We start from the raw sequence: 16,122 nt of genomic DNA, 5'->3' as shown, positions 1-16,122 counted from the left end.
GCGCGACCATGCAGAAGATCGGATTCATCGGGCTCGGCATCATGGGCTCGCACATGGCCGCCAACCTGGTCCGGGCCGGCCACGACGTCACCGGGTACGACGTGGTGTCCGCGTCCGTCGACAAACTCCTCCAGGCCGGCGGCAAACCAGCTCCGGACATCGCGTCGGCAGTGTCCGGGGCCGAGGTGATCATCACGATGCTGCCCGACTCTCCACAGGTCTCGGAGGTCGTGCTGGGGCCGGGCGGAGTACTGGAGTCCGCTGCTGCCGGAGTACTGCTGGTCGACATGAGTTCGATCGCGCCGGAGACCTCCCTCGCGGTCGCGGCGGGCGGCGCGGAGCGCGGAGTACGGGTGCTGGACGCGCCGGTCAGTGGTGGCGAGCAGGGGGCTATCAAGGCGTCGCTGTCCATCATGGTCGGCGGCTCCGCCGAGGACTTCGAAGCAGCTCGACAGATCTTCGAGGATCTCGGACGGACGATCGTCCACGTCGGTGGACACGGCGCCGGCCAGACCGTGAAGGCGGCGAACCAGTTGATGGTCGCCGGCATCATTTCGCTGGTCAGCGAGGCGATCGTGCTCCTGGAGGCATCCGGCGTCGACGGCGAACGAGGCCTCGAAGTCCTCGCCGGCGGCCTGGCAGGCAATCGCATCCTCGACCTGAAGTCCGCCTCGATGCTCGCCCGCCAATTCGAACCGGGCTTCCGCATCGACCTCCACCACAAAGACATGGGCATAGCCCTGGCCTCCGCCCGAGCCGCCGGCGTCGCTCTGCCTGTGACGGGAGTCGTCGCCCAGCTGGTGGCGGCGGCCCGGGCCCAAGGCAACGGTTCCCTCGACCACTCGGCTCTGCTCAAGGTCGTGGAACAACTGTCCGGCCGCTGATCAGCGCGGCGGCGCGGTGCTGCTCCGGACCACGAGTTCGGTGGCGACGGAGACGGGCTGGTGGTGGTGTTCCCCGGCCTGGATCTCGTTGATGAGCGCATCCACGCTCCGGCGGCCGACCTCGGCGAACGACTGACGGATGGTCGTCAGCGGCGGCCAGAACTGCGCGGCCTCCTCCTGGTCGTCGAAGCCGACCACGCTGACGTCCTCCGGTACTGCGCGCCCTCGCTCGTGGAGGGCGCGCAGGAGCCCGAGCGCCATCTGGTCGTTGGCCACGAACACGGCACTGACATCGGGGTTGTCGGCCAACTGCCGGCCTGCCTCGTACCCGGACCCCGCTGACCAGTCCCCGACCAGGACCGGTGGCACCACGCGACCTCGATCGGTCAGCGTCTGCTGCCAGGACCGGAGCCGCCGCGCCGCGGCGAAGGAGGACGGCGGACCGCCGAGGTGCCAGACCGTCTGATGCCCGAGATCCAGCAGGTGCTCGGTGGCCAGGCGCGCGCCCTGGGCCTGGTCCGTGTCGACGATCGGGTAGTCGTAGTGCGCGCTCGAGTCGACCACGACGACCGGCAGCCCGTCGGGCAGCGGCACCTCGGCGTCGTCGAGCGTGTGGGCCTCGATCAGGATGATGACGCCGTCCACCGCCTGTTCGCCCAGCCGGCTGAAGGCACCCGACACGGCCTCCTGCGAGGCGTCCAGCACCGGTAGCAGGTTGACGGCGTAGCCGCGGGTGGTGGCCGCCGCCGCGATCGCGTCGAGCGTGCGGGTGTTGCCGAAGCTCGACAGCTCGAAGACGATCACGCCGATGCTCCGGAACCGCCCGTTGCGCAACGCCCGCGCGGCGCTGTTCGGCCGGTAGCCGACCTCCCGCATCGCCGCCAGCACCCGCTCGCGGGTGTCCGCGTCCACGTTGTGCCGTCCGTTCGCGACCCGCGACACCGTCTGCCCGGAGACGCCGGCCAGCCGGGCCACGTCGGCCATCGACGGCCCGCGCCGCCGCGGTACCGGCGTTTGCTCCGCTGTCATTGGCTCTCCCCAGGGGTCTCCGCTGAACTATAGACATGTTGACGTAAACACGTTAGCGTCCTGGCGATCATGTTGACGTTAACATCGGAGGTCGACGGGCAGATGGCCGAGTCCGCTGTACTGCGCCCGCGGCGCGGCTGGTTGCACCGCGACACGAAGGGCTGGATCTTCGTCGGGCCGTTCCTGGCCGTGTTCGCACTGACCTTCCTGGCGCCGATCGGGTACGCGATCTACCTCAGCCTGTTCCGCGAGCAGGCCTTCTTCGGCGGCAACACCTTCGTCGGGCTGGACAACTACGCCGAGGTGGTGCGCGACTCCAAGTTCTGGGAGGCGTTCCTGCGGGTGCTGCTGTTCCTGGTCGTCCAGGTGCCGGTGATGCTCGTGCTCGCCCTGCTGGCCGCCCTCGCGATCGACAGCGCGCGGCTGCACGCCTCGAGCTTCTTCCGGATCGTGATCTTCCTGCCGTACGCCGTCCCGGGGGTCGTCGCCGTCTTGATGTGGGGCTACATCTACGGCAACAACTTCGGGCTGGCGGCCGACCTGAACGACCTGCTCGGCAGCACCGCGATCCAGCCGCTCAGCAAGTCCTGGATGCTGCCCTCGATCGCGAACATCGTGACCTGGGAGTTCGTGGGCTACAACATGCTCATCTTCTACTCGGCGCTGCGGACCGTGCCCGAGGAGCTCTACGAGGCCGCCGCGATCGACGGCGCGGGAACGGTCCGGACCATCCTGGCGGTCAAGTTGCCCGCTCTGCGCGGCGCGATCGTGATCGCCACCATCTTCTCGATCATCGGCAGTTTCCAGCTGTTCAACGAGCCGAACATCCTGCGGACGCTGGCGCCGAACGTGATCACGACGTACTTCACGCCGAACATGTACGCCTACAACCTGTCCTTCGCGGGCCAGCAGTTCAACTACTCCGCCACCGTCGCCATCGTGATGGGCGTCATCACGGCAGTGATCGCGTACGTCGTCCAGCTGCGTGGCTCGCGGGAGGCGCTGTGAGTACGACGACGTCGCCGCTGCGGCCCCGGCGGTCGCCGCTGCTGACCGGGTTGATGCTCCTCTACCTGGTCTACACGCTCGTGCCGTTGCTCTGGTTGTTCCTCAGCGCGACCAAGACGCAGGACGATCTCCTGTCGAGCCCCGGGCTGTGGTTCGGGAAGTCCTTCGCCTTGTTCGGCAATATCAGCGACACGTTGACCTACGACGACGGCATCTTCCTGCGCTGGCTCGGCAACACCCTGCTGTACGTCGTGGTCGGTGCCGGCGGAGCGACGCTCCTGGCGACCGCCGCGGGATACGGGCTGGCGAAGTACAGGTTCGCGGGCCGGCGGGCGGTCTTCGCCGTGCTGCTGGGAGCGGTGGCGGTGCCCGGGACGGCGCTGGCCGTGCCGACGTTCCTGATGTTCTCCAACCTCGCGCTGACGAACACGGTCTGGGCCATCATCATCCCGTCGCTGGTCAGCCCGTTCGGCCTGTACCTGATGTGGGTCTACGCGACGGACGCGGTACCGCACGACCTGCTCGAGGCGGCCCGGATCGACGGCGCCGGCGAGATCAGGATCTTCTTCACCGTCGCCCTGCGGTTGCTTGCCCCAGGCATCGTCACGGTGCTGCTGTTCGCGGTGGTGTCGACCTGGAACAACTACTTCCTTCCGCTGATCATGCTCAGCAAGCCGGATCTCTACCCGCTCACCGTCGGGCTCACCCAGTGGAGCAACCAGGCCACCGGTGTCGGCGCCCGGCCGATCTACAACCTGGTGATCACGGGGTCGCTGCTGACCATCGTGCCCCTCGTCGTCGCCTTCCTCCTGCTCCAGCGGTTCTGGCAGTCCGGCCTGAGCGCGGGCAGCGTCAAGCAGTGAGAACAGTGAAAGGAGTCCGATGAGAACTGCAGTCTGGCGAGCCATCGTGGCCGCGGTCATCCTGGTGACCGGCGCGGCCGCCCTTCCCGCCACCGCGTCACCGGCCCACCCGTCGGGCACGAACGACTTCCGCGGGGTGAACTGGGCGGACCCGCGGGACAACTACGCGTCGGACGAGGTCGTGCCGTCAGGGCTGAGCACCGACGACGACTACGCGACCACCTACCGCCGCGCCTCGGGCATCGTGCAGGAGTTCCGCAACGAACTGCGGGCGAACACGATCCGGATGCCGATCAACCCGTCGAGCGTCGGCACGGACTGGTGGACGTCGTACCGCGGCGCGATCGACGCGGCCACCCGGCGCGGGTTCAAGGTGATCCTCAGCCACTGGGAGGCCGACGACGCCAAGGACGGCCGGGTCGACGACCAGGCCGCCTTCGACACCATGTGGAACACCGTGGTCGGTGCCTACCGCAACAACCCGCAGGTGTACTTCGAGCCGATGAACGAACCGTTCGGCTACTCGCTCGACGAGTGGGTGTCCCTGACGTCGTCGTGGTTGGCGCAACACAAGAACGTCCCGCGCGGTCGGGTGGTCATCTCCGGCACGGGCTACAACGACAACGTCACCGGTGTCGGCGCGGCCCGCGCACTGGAGGGCACCCTGCTGTCGCTGCACTTCTACGGTTTCTGGGACGACGCGACGACCGAGCAGGAGTGGCTGGCGAACCTCCGGCCGCGGATCGGTTCGTACGGCTGGCGCACGATCATCGACGAAGCCGGCGCGCCGATGACCACGGGGCTGAACTACGGCAACCACGAGGGCAACGTCTACACGTCGTACTTCGGAGCACTCACCCAGGTGGCCCGGGAGCAGGGCATGGGTGTCGTCTACTGGCCTGGCCTGCGCACCGGCGACGCGTACTCCATGACGACGCTGGTCGGCGACGGGGATCTCGAGGTCAACAGCTCGTCCGGTCTGGCCCAGCTGCAGTGGGGCTGGGGCCTGCTCAAGAAGGAGCCGGTGAACGACCTGCCGCCGGCTCCGCCAGGAGAGGTACTGCGAGGAGCGGCGAGCAACCGCTGCGTCGACGTACCGGGGTTCTCCACTACCAACGGCACGGCTCTGGATCTTTGGGACTGCAACGGCGGCGGCAACCAGTCCTGGAACTGGACGACCGACAAGCAACTCACGGTCTACGGCAACAAGTGCATGACCATCGGCGGCGACGGAGCCGGCGCCGGCAGCCCGGTGATCATCACCGACTGCACCGGCGCATCCAACCAGGCCTGGGAACTCAACGAGGACCAGTCCGTCAGCAGCGTCGGCCATCCCGATCTCTGCCTCGACGCCGCGGGGGCCGGCACGGGCAACGGAACGCCCGTCGACGTCTGGCTCTGCAACGGTCAGGCGAACCAGCAGTGGCTGCGCTCGTGAAGACATTCGTAACAGCGAAAGGAACACCCATGAAGACCACCCATCGGCGCGGCCTCAGGCGACTCGTCGTCGCCACGGCCGCCGTCACGGCCGCGTCGCTTCTGCTCGCCGCGTGCGGAGGCTCCGACGAATCCGGCGGCGGCGACCAGCCGCAGGCCTCGCCGGACGCCGTGAACGCCGCTCTGGAGAAGGGCGGAACGATCACCTACTGGAGCTGGACCCCGTCCGCCGAGGCCCAGGTGAAGGCGTTCGAGAAGGAGTACCCGAACGTCAAGGTGAACTACGTCAACGCCGGCACCGGCAACGACCAGTACACCAAGCTGCAGAACGTCATCAAGGCAGGCTCCGGGGCGCCGGACGTCGCGCAGATCGAGTACCAGGCGCTGCCGCAGTTCGCGTTGCCCGGCTCGCTCGTGGACCTCCGCCAGTACGGCTTCGACACCTTCGCCTCCGCCTACACGCCGTCGACCTGGACCGCCGTACACGCCGGTGACGGTCTCTTCGGCCTGCCGCAGGACTCCGGCCCGATGGCGCTGTTCTACAACAAGGAAGTCTTCGACAAATACGGCATCGCGATCCCCAAGACCTGGGACGAGTACATCGCCGCGGCGAAGAAGCTGCACGCCGCCGACCCGAAGAAGTTCATCACCAACGACACCGGCGACGCCGGCTTCGCCACCAGCATGATCTGGCAGGCGGGCGGCAAGCCGTTCAGCACCAACGGCAAGGCCGTCACCATCAACCTCGCCGACGCCGGCACGCAGAAGTGGACCGGAGTCTGGAACCAGCTCGTCACGGGCGGCCTGGTGGCGAGCATCCCGGGCTGGTCGGACGAGTGGTTCAAGGCACTCGGCGACGGCACGATCGCCACCCTCGCCATCGGCGCCTGGATGCCCGGCGTGCTCGAGTCGTCGGTCAAGGGCGGTACCGGGAAGTGGCGGGTCGCGCCGCTGCCGACGTACGACGGGCAGCCGGCCACCGCGGAGAACGGCGGCAGCACGCAGTCCGTCCTCAAGCAGAGCGCCAACCCGGCGCTGGCGGCCGGATTCGTCCGCTGGCTGAACCACGACGGCGGTGTGAAGCCGTTCCTGGAGAGCGGCGGCTTCCCGTCGACCACCGCGGACCTCAAGGACCCGGCGTTCGTCGACAAGAAGAGCCCGTACTTCGGCGGTCAGCAGATCAACCAGGTGCTCACCGGCGCGGCCGGTTCGGTGGTCAAGGACTGGAGCTACCTGCCCTTCCAGCTCTACGCCAACAGCATCTTCGGTGACACCGTCGGCAAGGCCTACCAGTCCAAGTCCGACCTGAATCCCGGGCTCAAGGCGTGGCAGGACGCGCTGGTGAGCTACGGGAACCAGCAGGGCTTCCAGACCAACGGCTGACGCCGCCTACCCGGCGGAAATCCACAGTTCGGCAGAGAGAGACGCATGTCTGACTTCACGATCGGTGAGTCCGAGTTCCTGCTCGACGGCGAGCCCTTCCGGATCCTGTCCGGTGCGCTGCACTACTTCCGGGTGCACCCGGAGTCCTGGGCGGACCGGATCGAGAAGGCCCGCCTGATGGGGCTCAACACCATCGAGACCTATGTGCCCTGGAACGCCCACAGCCCGCAGCGTGGCGTGTTCGACACCGAAGGGATGCTCGATCTCGGGCGGTTCCTCCGGCAGGTCGCCGAGGCCGGCATGTACGCCATCGTCCGGCCGGGTCCCTACATCTGCGGGGAGTGGGACAACGGCGGCCTGCCCGCCTGGCTCTTCCGGGAGCCAGGCGTCGGCATCCGCCGGTACGAGCGGCGCTACCTGGCAGCGGTCGAGGAGTACCTCCAGCAGGTACTCCGGATCGTGCGGCCGCTCCAGGTGGACCAGGGCGGGCCGGTGCTGCTCGTCCAGGTCGAGAACGAGTACGGCGCGTTCGGTGACGACCAGACCTACCTGAAGGCGCTGGTCGAGGTCACTCGCGGTGCGGGCATCTCCGTGCCTCTGGTGACCGTGGATCAGCCCGTGCCGGACATGCTCGAAGCAGGCGGCCTGGACGGCGTACTGCGGACTGGTTCCTTCGGGTCGCGGAGTGCCGAGCGGCTCCGCACTCTGCGGGACCATCAGCCGACCGGACCGCTGATGTGCATGGAGTTCTGGGACGGGTGGTTCGACCAGTGGGGCGGCCCGCACCACACGACCGGGGTCGAGGAGGCCGCCGCTGAGCTCGACTCTCTGCTGGCCTCGGGGGCATCGGTCAACATCTACATGTTCCACGGCGGCACGAACTTCGGGCTCACCAGCGGAGCCAACGACAAGGGCGTCTACCGTCCGACGGTCACCTCGTACGACTACGACGCCCCGCTCGACGAGGCCGGAAACCCGACTGCGAAGTACCACGCGTTCCGGGAGGTGATCTCCCGGTACGCGCCGGTGCCGGACACTGTTCCGAGCCCGGCCGCACCGGCACCGGAGTACTGCGTGACGCTCGGCGAACCTGTCCGTCTGCTGGCGGATCCGGGACTGTGGGGCGGCTGGAGCGACCACGACTCCTTGCCGTCGCTGGATGACCTCGGAGCCCGGCTGGCTCTCTTCCGCACGGACCTCGATGTCGAAGGTCCAGCCGTGCTCAGCGTCGGAGAGGTGCGGGACCGGGCTCTCGTGTTCCTGGACGGAGACCCGGTGGGTGTCCTCGATCGGGAGCATCATGATCGGGCGATCATGCTGCCGCGTGGGCGTGGCCGGCTCGAGCTTGTCGTCGAGGACCAGGGTCGGGTCAACTACGGACCGCGGATCGGTGAGTCCAAGGGCCTGGTTGGGCCGGTTCGCCTCGGCACGCAGCCACTGACGGACTGGTCGGTCTGTGTGATCGACCTGGATCTCGTCCCTCGGCTGTGGGACTCCGTCAGCGCGGACGACCCGGGTCCCGGACCCACGGCCTGGCGCGCCACCTTCACAGCGGACCAGGCCGCGGACCACTTCCTGCGAACCGATGCCTGGGGCAAGGGCTTTGCCTGGGTCAACGGTTTCTGCCTGGGCCGCTACTGGCGCCGAGGCCCCCAGGAAACCCTCTTCGTTCCGGGCCCGGTCGTCCAAGCCGGCCACAACGAACTCGTCATGCTGGAACTGGACACCCTGGCCGACCCCGCCGCGTGCTTCGTGAGCGGCCCTGCGCTGGGACCACTCGAACTCTGAGGGTTGTAGTTGGAACAGATGGGTCCGGAGGGGGCCTGGCAGGGCGCGCGCGGCTCCGGACCCACCTGGCTCAGGCCCGGGGGGACGAGACGGCCGGGACCACGGCGGCGGGGGCTGCTGTGGACGGGGCCGGGGCGGCCGTTGGGGCGTGGGCTATGGGGGCTAGACCGACCTTGGTGGAGAGGAGATCGGCTACTGCGTGGACGGCTCGGAGGGTGGGGGCCTTGGTGTCGGTGAGGTCGGCGAGTTCGACGACCGCGGCGAGGATGACGTCCAGTTCGAGGGGTTTGTCCTTCTCCAGGTCCTGGAGCATCGACGTCTTGTGCTCGCCGACCCGTTCGGCGCCGTCGATGCGTTTGTCGACGGAGATGTCCGGGTGGCTGCCGACGGCGGCGGCGATCTCGAGGGTCTCCTCCATCATCAGCCGGATCATCGCGCGGGTGCCCGAGTGCTGGGCGATCTCCACCATCGTGGCCCGGGCGAGCGCGCTGATCGGGTTGAAGGCCGCGTTGCCGAGCAGCTTGATCCAGATGTCGTTGCGGACGTCCTCCTCGACCGGGCACTTCAGGCCGCCGGCGATCATCGCCTCGCTGAACTCCAGGCACCGGTCTGACCGGCCACCACCAGGTTCACCGATCGAGAACCGGGTGCCTTCGAGGTGCCGGACCAGGCCCGGCCCCTCCAGTTCGGTCGAGCAGTAGACGACGCAGCCGATCGCGCGTTCGAGCGGCAGGACCCGGGTCACCTCACCACCCGGGTCCACCGACTCGATCCGCCGGCCTTCGTGCGGACCGGACAGCCCGTGGAAGTACCACCACGGGATGCCGTTCTGCGCGGCCACCACGGCCGTCTTGTCGTGCAGCAGCGGCTCGATCAGCGGGCCGCAGGACGCGTACGAGTTCGCTTTCAGGCCGAGGAAGACGAAGTCCACCGGGCCGATCTCCGCCGGGTCGTCGGTGGCGGGCGTCTTCGCCAGCCAGTCGCCGCGCGGGCTGAGCACCTGCACGCCGTTCTTCCGGATCGCTTCCAGATGGGGGCCTCTGGCGACCAGGTGGACCTCGGTACCGCCCCGGTGCAGCGCCGCGCCGACATAGGCGCCGATCGCACCCGCGCCAAGAACCGCAACTCTCATCGTCGATACCTCCTAGTCCCTGGGTCCGGAAACGGTCGGAGCGGGGTGGCGGACGTCGTCGAGCTCGTCGAACTCCACCACGTTGTCGAGCTCGGTGCCCATCGAGACGTTGGTGATGCGTTCGAGGATGACCTCGACCATGATCGGCACCTGGTACTCGACCATCAGCTTCTTGGCCTGCTCCAGCGCCGGCAGGATCCCGTCCGGCTCGAACACCCGCAACGCCTTGCAACCAAGGCCTTCCGCGACCTTGACGTGGTCGACGCCGTACCCGTTCAGCTCGGGCGTGTTGATGTTGTCGAAGGCGAGCTGCACGCAGTAGTCCATGTCGAAGTTTCGCTGCGCCTGCCGGATCAGCCCGAGGTACGCGTTGTTCACCACCACGTGGATGTAGGGGATGTTGAACTGCGCACCGACCGCGAGCTCCTCGATCAGGAACTGGAAGTCGTAGTCGCCCGACAGCGCGACGACGGTGGCCTCGGGGTCCGCGACCGCCACGCCGAGCGCCGCGGGACCGGTCCAGCCGAGCGGGCCCGCCTGGCCGGCGTTGATCCAGTGCCGGGGCCGGTAGACGTGCAGCATCTGGGCGGCCTGGATCTGCGACAACCCGATCGTGGAGACGTACCGGGTCTCCGGGCCGAAGGCGTGGTTCATCTCCTGGTAGACCCGTTGCGGCTTCACCGGCACGTTGTCGAAGTCGGTACGCCGTTGCAGCGTGCGCTTGCGTTCGCGGCACGCGGCAGTCCACTCCGACCGGTCGCGCAGCGGGCCGCTGTCGGCGAGCTGCTGCTTCACGACATGGATCAGCACCTCGAGTGCAGCCTTCGCGTCGGACGCGATCCCGAGATCCGGTGCGAACACCCGGCCGAGCTGGGTCGGCTCGATGTCGATGTGCACGAACTTCCGGCCCGCGCGATACGTGTCGAGCCCACCGGTGTGCCGGTTCGCCCACCGGTTGCCGATGCCGATCACCAGGTCGGAGGCCAGCAGCGTCTCGTTGCCGTAGCGGTGCGAGGTCTGCAGCCCGACCATGCCGGCCATCAACCGGTGGTCGTCGGGGATGGTCCCCCACCCCATCAGGGTCGGTACGACGGGAACGCCCGTGAGCTCGGCGAACTCCACCAGCAGGTCAGCCGCATCCGCGTTGATGATGCCGCCACCCGCCACGATCAGCGGGTGCTCCGACTCGGCCAGCAGCTCCAGCACCCTCTCGGCCTGGGCCACGGTGGCTCGCGGCGTCGCGATCGGCAGCGGCGCGTACAGGTCGGGTTCGAAGTCGATCTCGGTCAGCTGGACGTCGATCGGCAGGTCGATCAGCACCGGCCCGGGATGACCGGTGCGCATCAGCTGGAACGCCTTCTGGAAGGCGCCGGGCACCTGCGCGGCCTCGAGGACGGTGACCGCCCACTTGGTCACAGGCTTTGCGATCGACTCGATGTCGACGGCCTGGAAGTCTTCCTTGTGCAACTTGGCCACCGGTGCTTGTCCCGTGATGCACAGGATCGGGATGGAGTCGGCCGACGCGGAGTACAGGCCGGTGATCATGTCGGTGCCGGCCGGACCCGACGTACCGACGCAGACGCCGATGTTGCCCGCCTTGGCGCGGGTGTAGCCCTCGGCCATGTGCGAGGCGCCCTCGACGTGCCGGGCCAGCACGTGCTTGAGCTCACCCTGCGCCCGTACTGCGTTGTAGAACGGGTTGATGGCCGCACCGGGGAGGCCGAACAGATTGGTGATGCCTTCGCGACGGAGGATCTCCACCGCCGCGCGGGCGGCAGTCATTCGTGGCATGCCAGCTCCTTCTCAGTCCGTGCGCTCCAGGTCAGTTGCGATGCAGCCAGGCGAAGCTCCCGGCACTCGGGCCGCTCGGCTTGTACTCCAGCCCGACCCAGCCGTCGTAGCCGGCCGCCCGCAACTCACCGAGGTACTGATCGATCGGGGTCTCGCCGGTACCGGGCTCGTTGCGGCCCGGCGCGTCGGCGACCTGCACGTGCGCGATGCGTTCGGCGTACGTCGTGATCGCCTTGCTGACGTCATCGCCGTTGACGGTCAGGTGGTACAGGTCCGCGAGCAGCCCGAGGCTGGTGACACCGGACTCGCGTTCCACCCGGGTGATCACGTCTACCGCGTCGGCGGCCGTCCGCAGGGGATAGCGGTCGGCCCCGCTGACCGGTTCGACGAGGACCGTCGCGCCGAAGGAGCCGGCCGCGGTGGCGGCCAGCGCGAGGTTCTCGGCAGCGAGCTCGTCCTGCTCGGCCGGGGCGACACCCTCGACGCGGTTGCCGTACAACGCGTTGAAGGCGCGGCATCCCAGCCGCTCGCCGATCCCCAGCGTCACCGCGATGTTGTCGCGGAACTCCAGCGATCGTCGCGGCCACGACACCAGGCCGCGGTCCCTGCCGGGCAGGTCGCCGGCGGCGAAGTTCAGTCCGACCAGCTGGACACCGGCATCGCGGATCGCGCGTTCGAACGCGTCGACCTCGGCGTCGCCGGGCAGTCCGGTGTCGAACGGCCACCAGAACTCCACCGCGTCGAATCCGGCGGAACGGGCGGCCTCGGGTCTTTCCAGTAGCGGTAGCTCGGTGAAGAGGATCGAGCAGTTGACGGCATAGCGAAGCCTGGGCGCACTCTCCATGGGTCCCACCTTCCGGAGGGGCTCGGTATACGGAATACAGTAGGCTGCCGCCCATAACCGGTCAAGACATGACCAAGGTCACATTTCCGATGACTTGATAGCCCTTGCCTTCCAACCGATCCAGGAAAGCGCTCGCCAGAACCTTGCTGCCAGACGACCGATGGCCGGCGGGCTCCGGGTGTTCATCGCCGGATGTGGGGCGCGGCTGGCGGGCTCCACGGCCGCTGGCGGCTTGTAGGGCGCCAGCGGCCGGACAACCTGCCATCGGACACCTCGGCGGGGTCTCGAACAACTCGGGGGCTGCTCAGGTGGTGCACGAAGTGCCGAGGTACGGGCGGAGGTTGATCGAGGTGGGGGCGGAGCCGGACTGGGACGCGGTCACCGCAGCCGTGAAGGCGGCCTTGGGTCCGCTGCCGAGGTTGCAGCCGGGCGACGAGTTGAGCCGGCAGCGACTGATCGAGAACCTGGCCGCCTGCCGCCAGGGACGCCTCTGGCAGGCGGACCTCGGGCTCACCGAACTCCCGCCCTACCCCTTCGCCTGCGAGTGCGGCCGCTCCGGCTGCGACCTCACCTGGTCAGCAACACCCGACCAGTACGACGTACGCAGTACCGGGCGGGTCGTAGCCGACGGGCACTCCTAGGGGTGGGTGGCGCGCATCGCCTGGGCTAGTTCTTCCAGGGCGGGGAGGGCGTCGATGATCGTCTGGGCCGACTCTTTCGGGAGTTGGTCCAGGCAGGCGCCGATGGCCTCGGTGCGGAGGAGTTTGACCCGTTCGTGCAACTCGCGGCCTGCGTCGGTCGCCTCGACCTGGATCGCACGGAGGTCGTCCGGATTCGGGTCGCGCTGGATCAGGCCGAGCTCGGTGAGCTTGCCGACCACGCGGGACAGCATCGTCGGGTTGAGCCCCTCGAGCTGAGCGAGTTCGGTCAGGCCGAGCGGGCCGCGGAACGCGATCAGGCCGAGCACCGACGCCTGGGTCGGTGTCAGGCCCTCGCCGGTAGCCGTGGCGTTGAGCTCGCGCGCGAGCTTGGAGATCACGCCGCGGAGCTTGCTCAACGTCTCGGTGTCGGTCATGTCACCCCTTTATTGCCTGCTGGCAAGCAATGTAGTCTGTCGATCGATGGAACCGCCAAGGCTTGAGGAGAGAACCGCCGAACCGGCCGCCGACGAGCCGCTGGCTCACCGGCGGATCGTCTTCGGCATCGTGTCGATCGCCCTCCTGATGGCCTCGATCGATCAGACCATAGTGGCGACCGCGCTCAATGCCATCCGCGGCGACCTGAACGCGGAGCTGAACTGGAGCGGCTGGACCATCACCATCTACGCCCTCGGCCAGATCCTGGTGATGCCGCTGGCCGGCCGGCTCGGTGACCAGTTCGGCCGCAAGCGGGTCTTCCTCGCCGCCGCGGTGCTCTTCACGATCGCCTCGCTGGCCTGCAGCCTGGCCGACAGCATCTACCTGCTGGTGGTGTTCCGCGCGTTCCAGGCGATCGGCGGCGGCGCCTTCATGCCGACCGCGACCGGCATCGTGGCGGAGCAGTTCGGCCGGGACCGCGACCGCGCGGTGGGCATGTTCACCAGCATTTTCCCGATCGGCGGCATCCTCGGCCCGATCGTCGGTGGCGTGATCGTCACCTACTGGTCCTGGCGGGAGATCTTCATCGTCAACGTGCCGGCCGGGCTGCTGCTGATCCTGCTCGCGTGGCGGTTCATCCCGCACAGCGCACCGAAGGCGGCCGCCCGGATCGACGGCGTGGGCGCGCTGCTGCTGGCGCTGACGATCCTGTCCGGGATGTACGGGATCAGTTCGCTCGGCGGCCGCGGGGCCGAGCCGACCGACCCGCTGTTCATCGGGGCCGAGGTGCTCGCGGTGGTCTTCGGCTTCCTCTTCGTCCGGCACACCAACCGGGCCAGGGACCCGTTCATCCCGATCACGCTGCTGCGCGGCCGCGGCTTCGCCGTGATGAACGCGATCAACCTGCTGTACGGCGCCGCCGTGCTCGGGTTCGGCGCGCTCGTCCCGCTGTACGCCGAGTCGCGGTACGGGATCCAGCCGCTGCAGGCGGGAACGTTGCTGACGGCAAGAGCCGTCGGGATGATCTGCGTGGCCGGGCTGGCGGTGTTCGCGTTGCGGCGGACGGGCTACCGGGCGCCGATGATCGGCGGGTTCCTGCTGGTCGCGGCCGGGATGACGCTGATGTCGATCGCCCCGCACGGGTTGACGCCGTACGCCTGGCTCGCGGTGGCGGCCGGGGTGACCGGGATCGGGATGGGGTTGTCGATCCCCGCCTCCAACAACGCGAGCCTGCAACTCGCGCCGGACCAGATCTCCGCGATCGCCGGGCTGCGCGGGATGTTCCGGCAGTCGGGCGGCATCATCGCCGTCTCCGTCACCACCACGGTGCTGGCGCACAGCGCGAACCCGGGCACCTCGCAGGCGAACGTCTGCATCATCTTCGCCGCGGTGCTGCTGCTGATCGTCCCCTTCACCTTCCTGGTCCCGGACCACCGCGGCTCCTGGTAGCCGCGACTGTCGGTCAGGATGTGCTACCGTTTCCGGCGGTTGCAGTTTTGCAGTTCCACGTTCGTTTTGAAACGCCCGCGGAGTTTGTGATCCGCAGGGCGTTTTCTCATTTCCGGGCCTTGGTCCGACTGGGAGGGCTCGTTCGGCAACCCTGGGACCGGCGACCGCCGGGACTTGTTACCCGCCCCACAGAAGGAGCAAAAATCATGGCCAGCGGAACAGTGAAGTGGTTCAACGGTGAAAAGGGCTTCGGCTTCATTTCCCAGGACGGCGGCGGCGCCGACGTGTTCGTGCACTACTCGGCGATCGCGACGGACGGTTTCCGTTCGCTGGACGAGAACCAGAAGGTCGAGTTCGACCTGACCCAGGGTCCGAAGGGCCCGCAGGCGGAGAACGTCCGCCCGGTCTGAACGACTCCCGAAGCAGGCCCGGCCGTTCGCGGCCGGGCCTGTTTTGCATGATCTCTCAAGTGGTCAGCAGCCAGAGGAATTCGCCGTCGTCGATCTGGTCGGTCCGGCTGAGTCCTGCCGCGGCTGCCACCGACGCCGAAGCCCCGTGATCCGGGTGGACATGCGCGATGATCCGCCGCGCGCCCTGCGCCTGGAGCCACGCGACCAGACCGACGGCCGCCTCCTTCGCGTAGCCACGGCCCTGCCAGGCCGTGCCGAGCACCCAGGCGATCTCGGCCGCCTCGGCTGTCACTGTCGCCTGCACATAGCCGACGAGTTCGTCGTCCCGCAGTGAGCTGATCACCCAGTTGAGCCAGGACTCCCCCGGATCGCCCGAGCCCGCCACCTGGCGCGTGTAGCGGCCTTCGAGCACCTCCGCCGACGGCGGCTCACCACCGGTGAACGTGTAGAGCCCGGGGTCCGCGAGCACCTTCGCCATCTCCTCGGCGTACTCCACGTGCAGCGGGAGCAGGGCGAGTCGCTCCGTGTCGAACCTGGTCGCGATCATCAGCAAACGGTAGCGCCGAGCGGCTCGACCGCTCCCTCCCACGGCCGGCCCGCCCGACGCCACCTCAGCCCCCAGCTCCCCGAGCAGTCCGTGACATCTCCGCTACGCAGGCAGCCTCGTGTTCGGGTGCAGGTCGAAGCGCGGGCTGCGTCGGTCCTCAGCCCGGTACGGCGTGACCCGCTCCTCGTAGTGCAGGTGTGGCCCGGTCGCCAGGCCGAGGCGATCCCCCGTCTCGACCGTGTCCCCCTGCCGGACCTCCGGCTCGGCCAGATGGTCGTAGATGTGCCAGATCGCGTTCGACTCCACCACGACCTGGTCCACTGCCACCCGTACGACGACCCCGGCCAGGGTGGCCCGGACCGGCGTACCGGCGCCTGCTCGATAGTCACGGCCTGGGTGACCCGCGACCCCGAAGTCGCAGGTGACCACCGCGTTGTGCACAGGTGCTGCCATGTCCAAAGAGTGACGCCGCGGCTTCAGA

Annotated in this window: 16 protein-coding genes; 9 read left to right on the top strand and 7 right to left on the bottom strand. The window is 68.3% G+C overall.

Annotated elements, in window-relative coordinates; all coding sequences use genetic code 11:
• Nucleotides 1-8: 8 nt before the first annotated feature.
• Nucleotides 9-884 carry a 2-hydroxy-3-oxopropionate reductase gene (locus EV644_RS30845; protein WP_132192555.1) on the top strand — a complete coding sequence of 292 codons (876 nt, stop codon included), beginning with the start codon at nucleotides 9-11 and terminating at the stop codon, nucleotides 882-884.
• On the opposite strand, the gene EV644_RS30840 is transcribed toward EV644_RS30845, so the two are convergent.
• Complete coding sequence (locus EV644_RS30840) at nucleotides 885-1,913, bottom strand: LacI family DNA-binding transcriptional regulator (protein WP_132192553.1); 1,029 nt, start codon at nucleotides 1,911-1,913, stop codon at nucleotides 885-887.
• A 69-nt stretch (nucleotides 1,914-1,982) separates the two neighbouring features.
• Here EV644_RS30840 and EV644_RS30835 point away from each other — a divergent pair, with 69 nt between their 5' ends.
• Genes EV644_RS30835 through EV644_RS30815 form a run of 5 tightly spaced genes read left to right on the top strand, consistent with a single transcriptional unit; the run spans nucleotide 1,983 to nucleotide 8,392 of the window.
• Nucleotides 1,983-2,921 (top strand): carbohydrate ABC transporter permease, encoded by a 939-nt coding sequence (locus EV644_RS30835; RefSeq protein WP_241996116.1) that lies wholly within the window; start codon nucleotides 1,983-1,985, stop codon nucleotides 2,919-2,921.
• Nucleotides 2,918-3,784, top strand: coding sequence for a carbohydrate ABC transporter permease (locus tag EV644_RS30830; protein ID WP_199240086.1), 867 nt, complete (start codon nucleotides 2,918-2,920; stop codon nucleotides 3,782-3,784). The genes EV644_RS30835 and EV644_RS30830 overlap by 4 nt, the downstream gene beginning before the upstream one ends.
• A gap of 19 nt (nucleotides 3,785-3,803) precedes the next feature.
• Complete coding sequence (locus EV644_RS30825) at nucleotides 3,804-5,222, top strand: ricin-type beta-trefoil lectin domain protein (protein WP_132192551.1); 1,419 nt, start codon at nucleotides 3,804-3,806, stop codon at nucleotides 5,220-5,222.
• A gap of 29 nt (nucleotides 5,223-5,251) precedes the next feature.
• Nucleotides 5,252-6,604: an ABC transporter substrate-binding protein gene (locus tag EV644_RS30820; RefSeq protein ID WP_132192549.1), complete on the top strand. Its 1,353-nt coding sequence runs from the start codon at nucleotides 5,252-5,254 to the stop codon at nucleotides 6,602-6,604.
• Nucleotides 6,605-6,649: 45 nt separating this feature from the next.
• Entirely contained in the window at nucleotides 6,650-8,392 is a 1,743-nt protein-coding gene (locus EV644_RS30815; RefSeq protein ID WP_132192547.1) for a glycoside hydrolase family 35 protein, read from the top strand.
• Nucleotides 8,393-8,462: 70 nt separating this feature from the next.
• On the opposite strand, the gene EV644_RS30810 is transcribed toward EV644_RS30815, so the two are convergent.
• From EV644_RS30810 to EV644_RS30800, 3 genes are read right to left on the bottom strand one after another with little or no spacing between them, the layout of a single operon-like run.
• The gene (locus tag EV644_RS30810; protein ID WP_132192545.1) at nucleotides 8,463-9,524 is read right to left on the bottom strand and encodes a 2-dehydropantoate 2-reductase; all 1,062 of its coding nucleotides are present in this window, start codon (nucleotides 9,522-9,524) and stop codon (nucleotides 8,463-8,465) included.
• A 12-nt stretch (nucleotides 9,525-9,536) separates the two neighbouring features.
• The gene (gcl, locus tag EV644_RS30805; protein ID WP_132192543.1) at nucleotides 9,537-11,315 is read right to left on the bottom strand and encodes a glyoxylate carboligase; all 1,779 of its coding nucleotides are present in this window, start codon (nucleotides 11,313-11,315) and stop codon (nucleotides 9,537-9,539) included.
• A gap of 31 nt (nucleotides 11,316-11,346) precedes the next feature.
• Nucleotides 11,347-12,159, bottom strand: coding sequence for a hydroxypyruvate isomerase family protein (locus EV644_RS30800; protein ID WP_132192541.1), 813 nt, complete (start codon nucleotides 12,157-12,159; stop codon nucleotides 11,347-11,349).
• Nucleotides 12,160-12,479: 320 nt separating this feature from the next.
• Here EV644_RS30800 and EV644_RS30795 point away from each other — a divergent pair, with 320 nt between their 5' ends.
• Nucleotides 12,480-12,800, top strand: coding sequence for a hypothetical protein (locus EV644_RS30795; protein ID WP_199240085.1), 321 nt, complete (start codon nucleotides 12,480-12,482; stop codon nucleotides 12,798-12,800).
• Here the strand turns inward: EV644_RS30795 and EV644_RS30790 are convergent.
• Entirely contained in the window at nucleotides 12,797-13,234 is a 438-nt protein-coding gene (locus EV644_RS30790; protein WP_132192539.1) for a MarR family winged helix-turn-helix transcriptional regulator, read from the bottom strand. The two genes, EV644_RS30795 and EV644_RS30790, sit on opposite strands and share 4 nt — an antisense overlap.
• A gap of 46 nt (nucleotides 13,235-13,280) precedes the next feature.
• On the opposite strand from EV644_RS30790, the gene EV644_RS30785 reads away from it, so the two are divergent.
• Together EV644_RS30785 and EV644_RS30780 are read left to right on the top strand one after the other, a co-directional pair.
• A complete protein-coding gene (locus EV644_RS30785) occupies nucleotides 13,281-14,684 on the top strand; it encodes an MFS transporter (protein ID WP_132192537.1) in 1,404 nt (467 codons plus the stop codon).
• Between the two features lie 206 nt (nucleotides 14,685-14,890).
• Nucleotides 14,891-15,094 (top strand): cold-shock protein, encoded by a 204-nt coding sequence (locus EV644_RS30780; protein WP_132192535.1) that lies wholly within the window; start codon nucleotides 14,891-14,893, stop codon nucleotides 15,092-15,094.
• A gap of 55 nt (nucleotides 15,095-15,149) precedes the next feature.
• Here the strand turns inward: EV644_RS30780 and EV644_RS30775 are convergent, their stop codons facing one another.
• Nucleotides 15,150-15,641, bottom strand: a complete 492-nt coding sequence (locus EV644_RS30775) for a GNAT family N-acetyltransferase (protein ID WP_132192533.1) — start codon at nucleotides 15,639-15,641, stop codon at nucleotides 15,150-15,152.
• A 102-nt stretch (nucleotides 15,642-15,743) separates the two neighbouring features.
• Nucleotides 15,744-16,094: a M23 family metallopeptidase gene (locus tag EV644_RS30770; RefSeq protein WP_132192531.1), complete on the bottom strand. Its 351-nt coding sequence runs from the start codon at nucleotides 16,092-16,094 to the stop codon at nucleotides 15,744-15,746.
• Between the last annotated feature and the right edge of the window lie 28 nt (nucleotides 16,095-16,122).

This window comes from Kribbella orskensis, from assembly GCF_004342085.1.
Taxonomy (GTDB): Bacteria; Actinomycetota; Actinomycetes; order Propionibacteriales; family Kribbellaceae; genus Kribbella; species Kribbella orskensis.
Note: the sequence above shows the minus strand (reverse complement) of the source record. Positions and strands in the feature narration are given on the sequence as shown.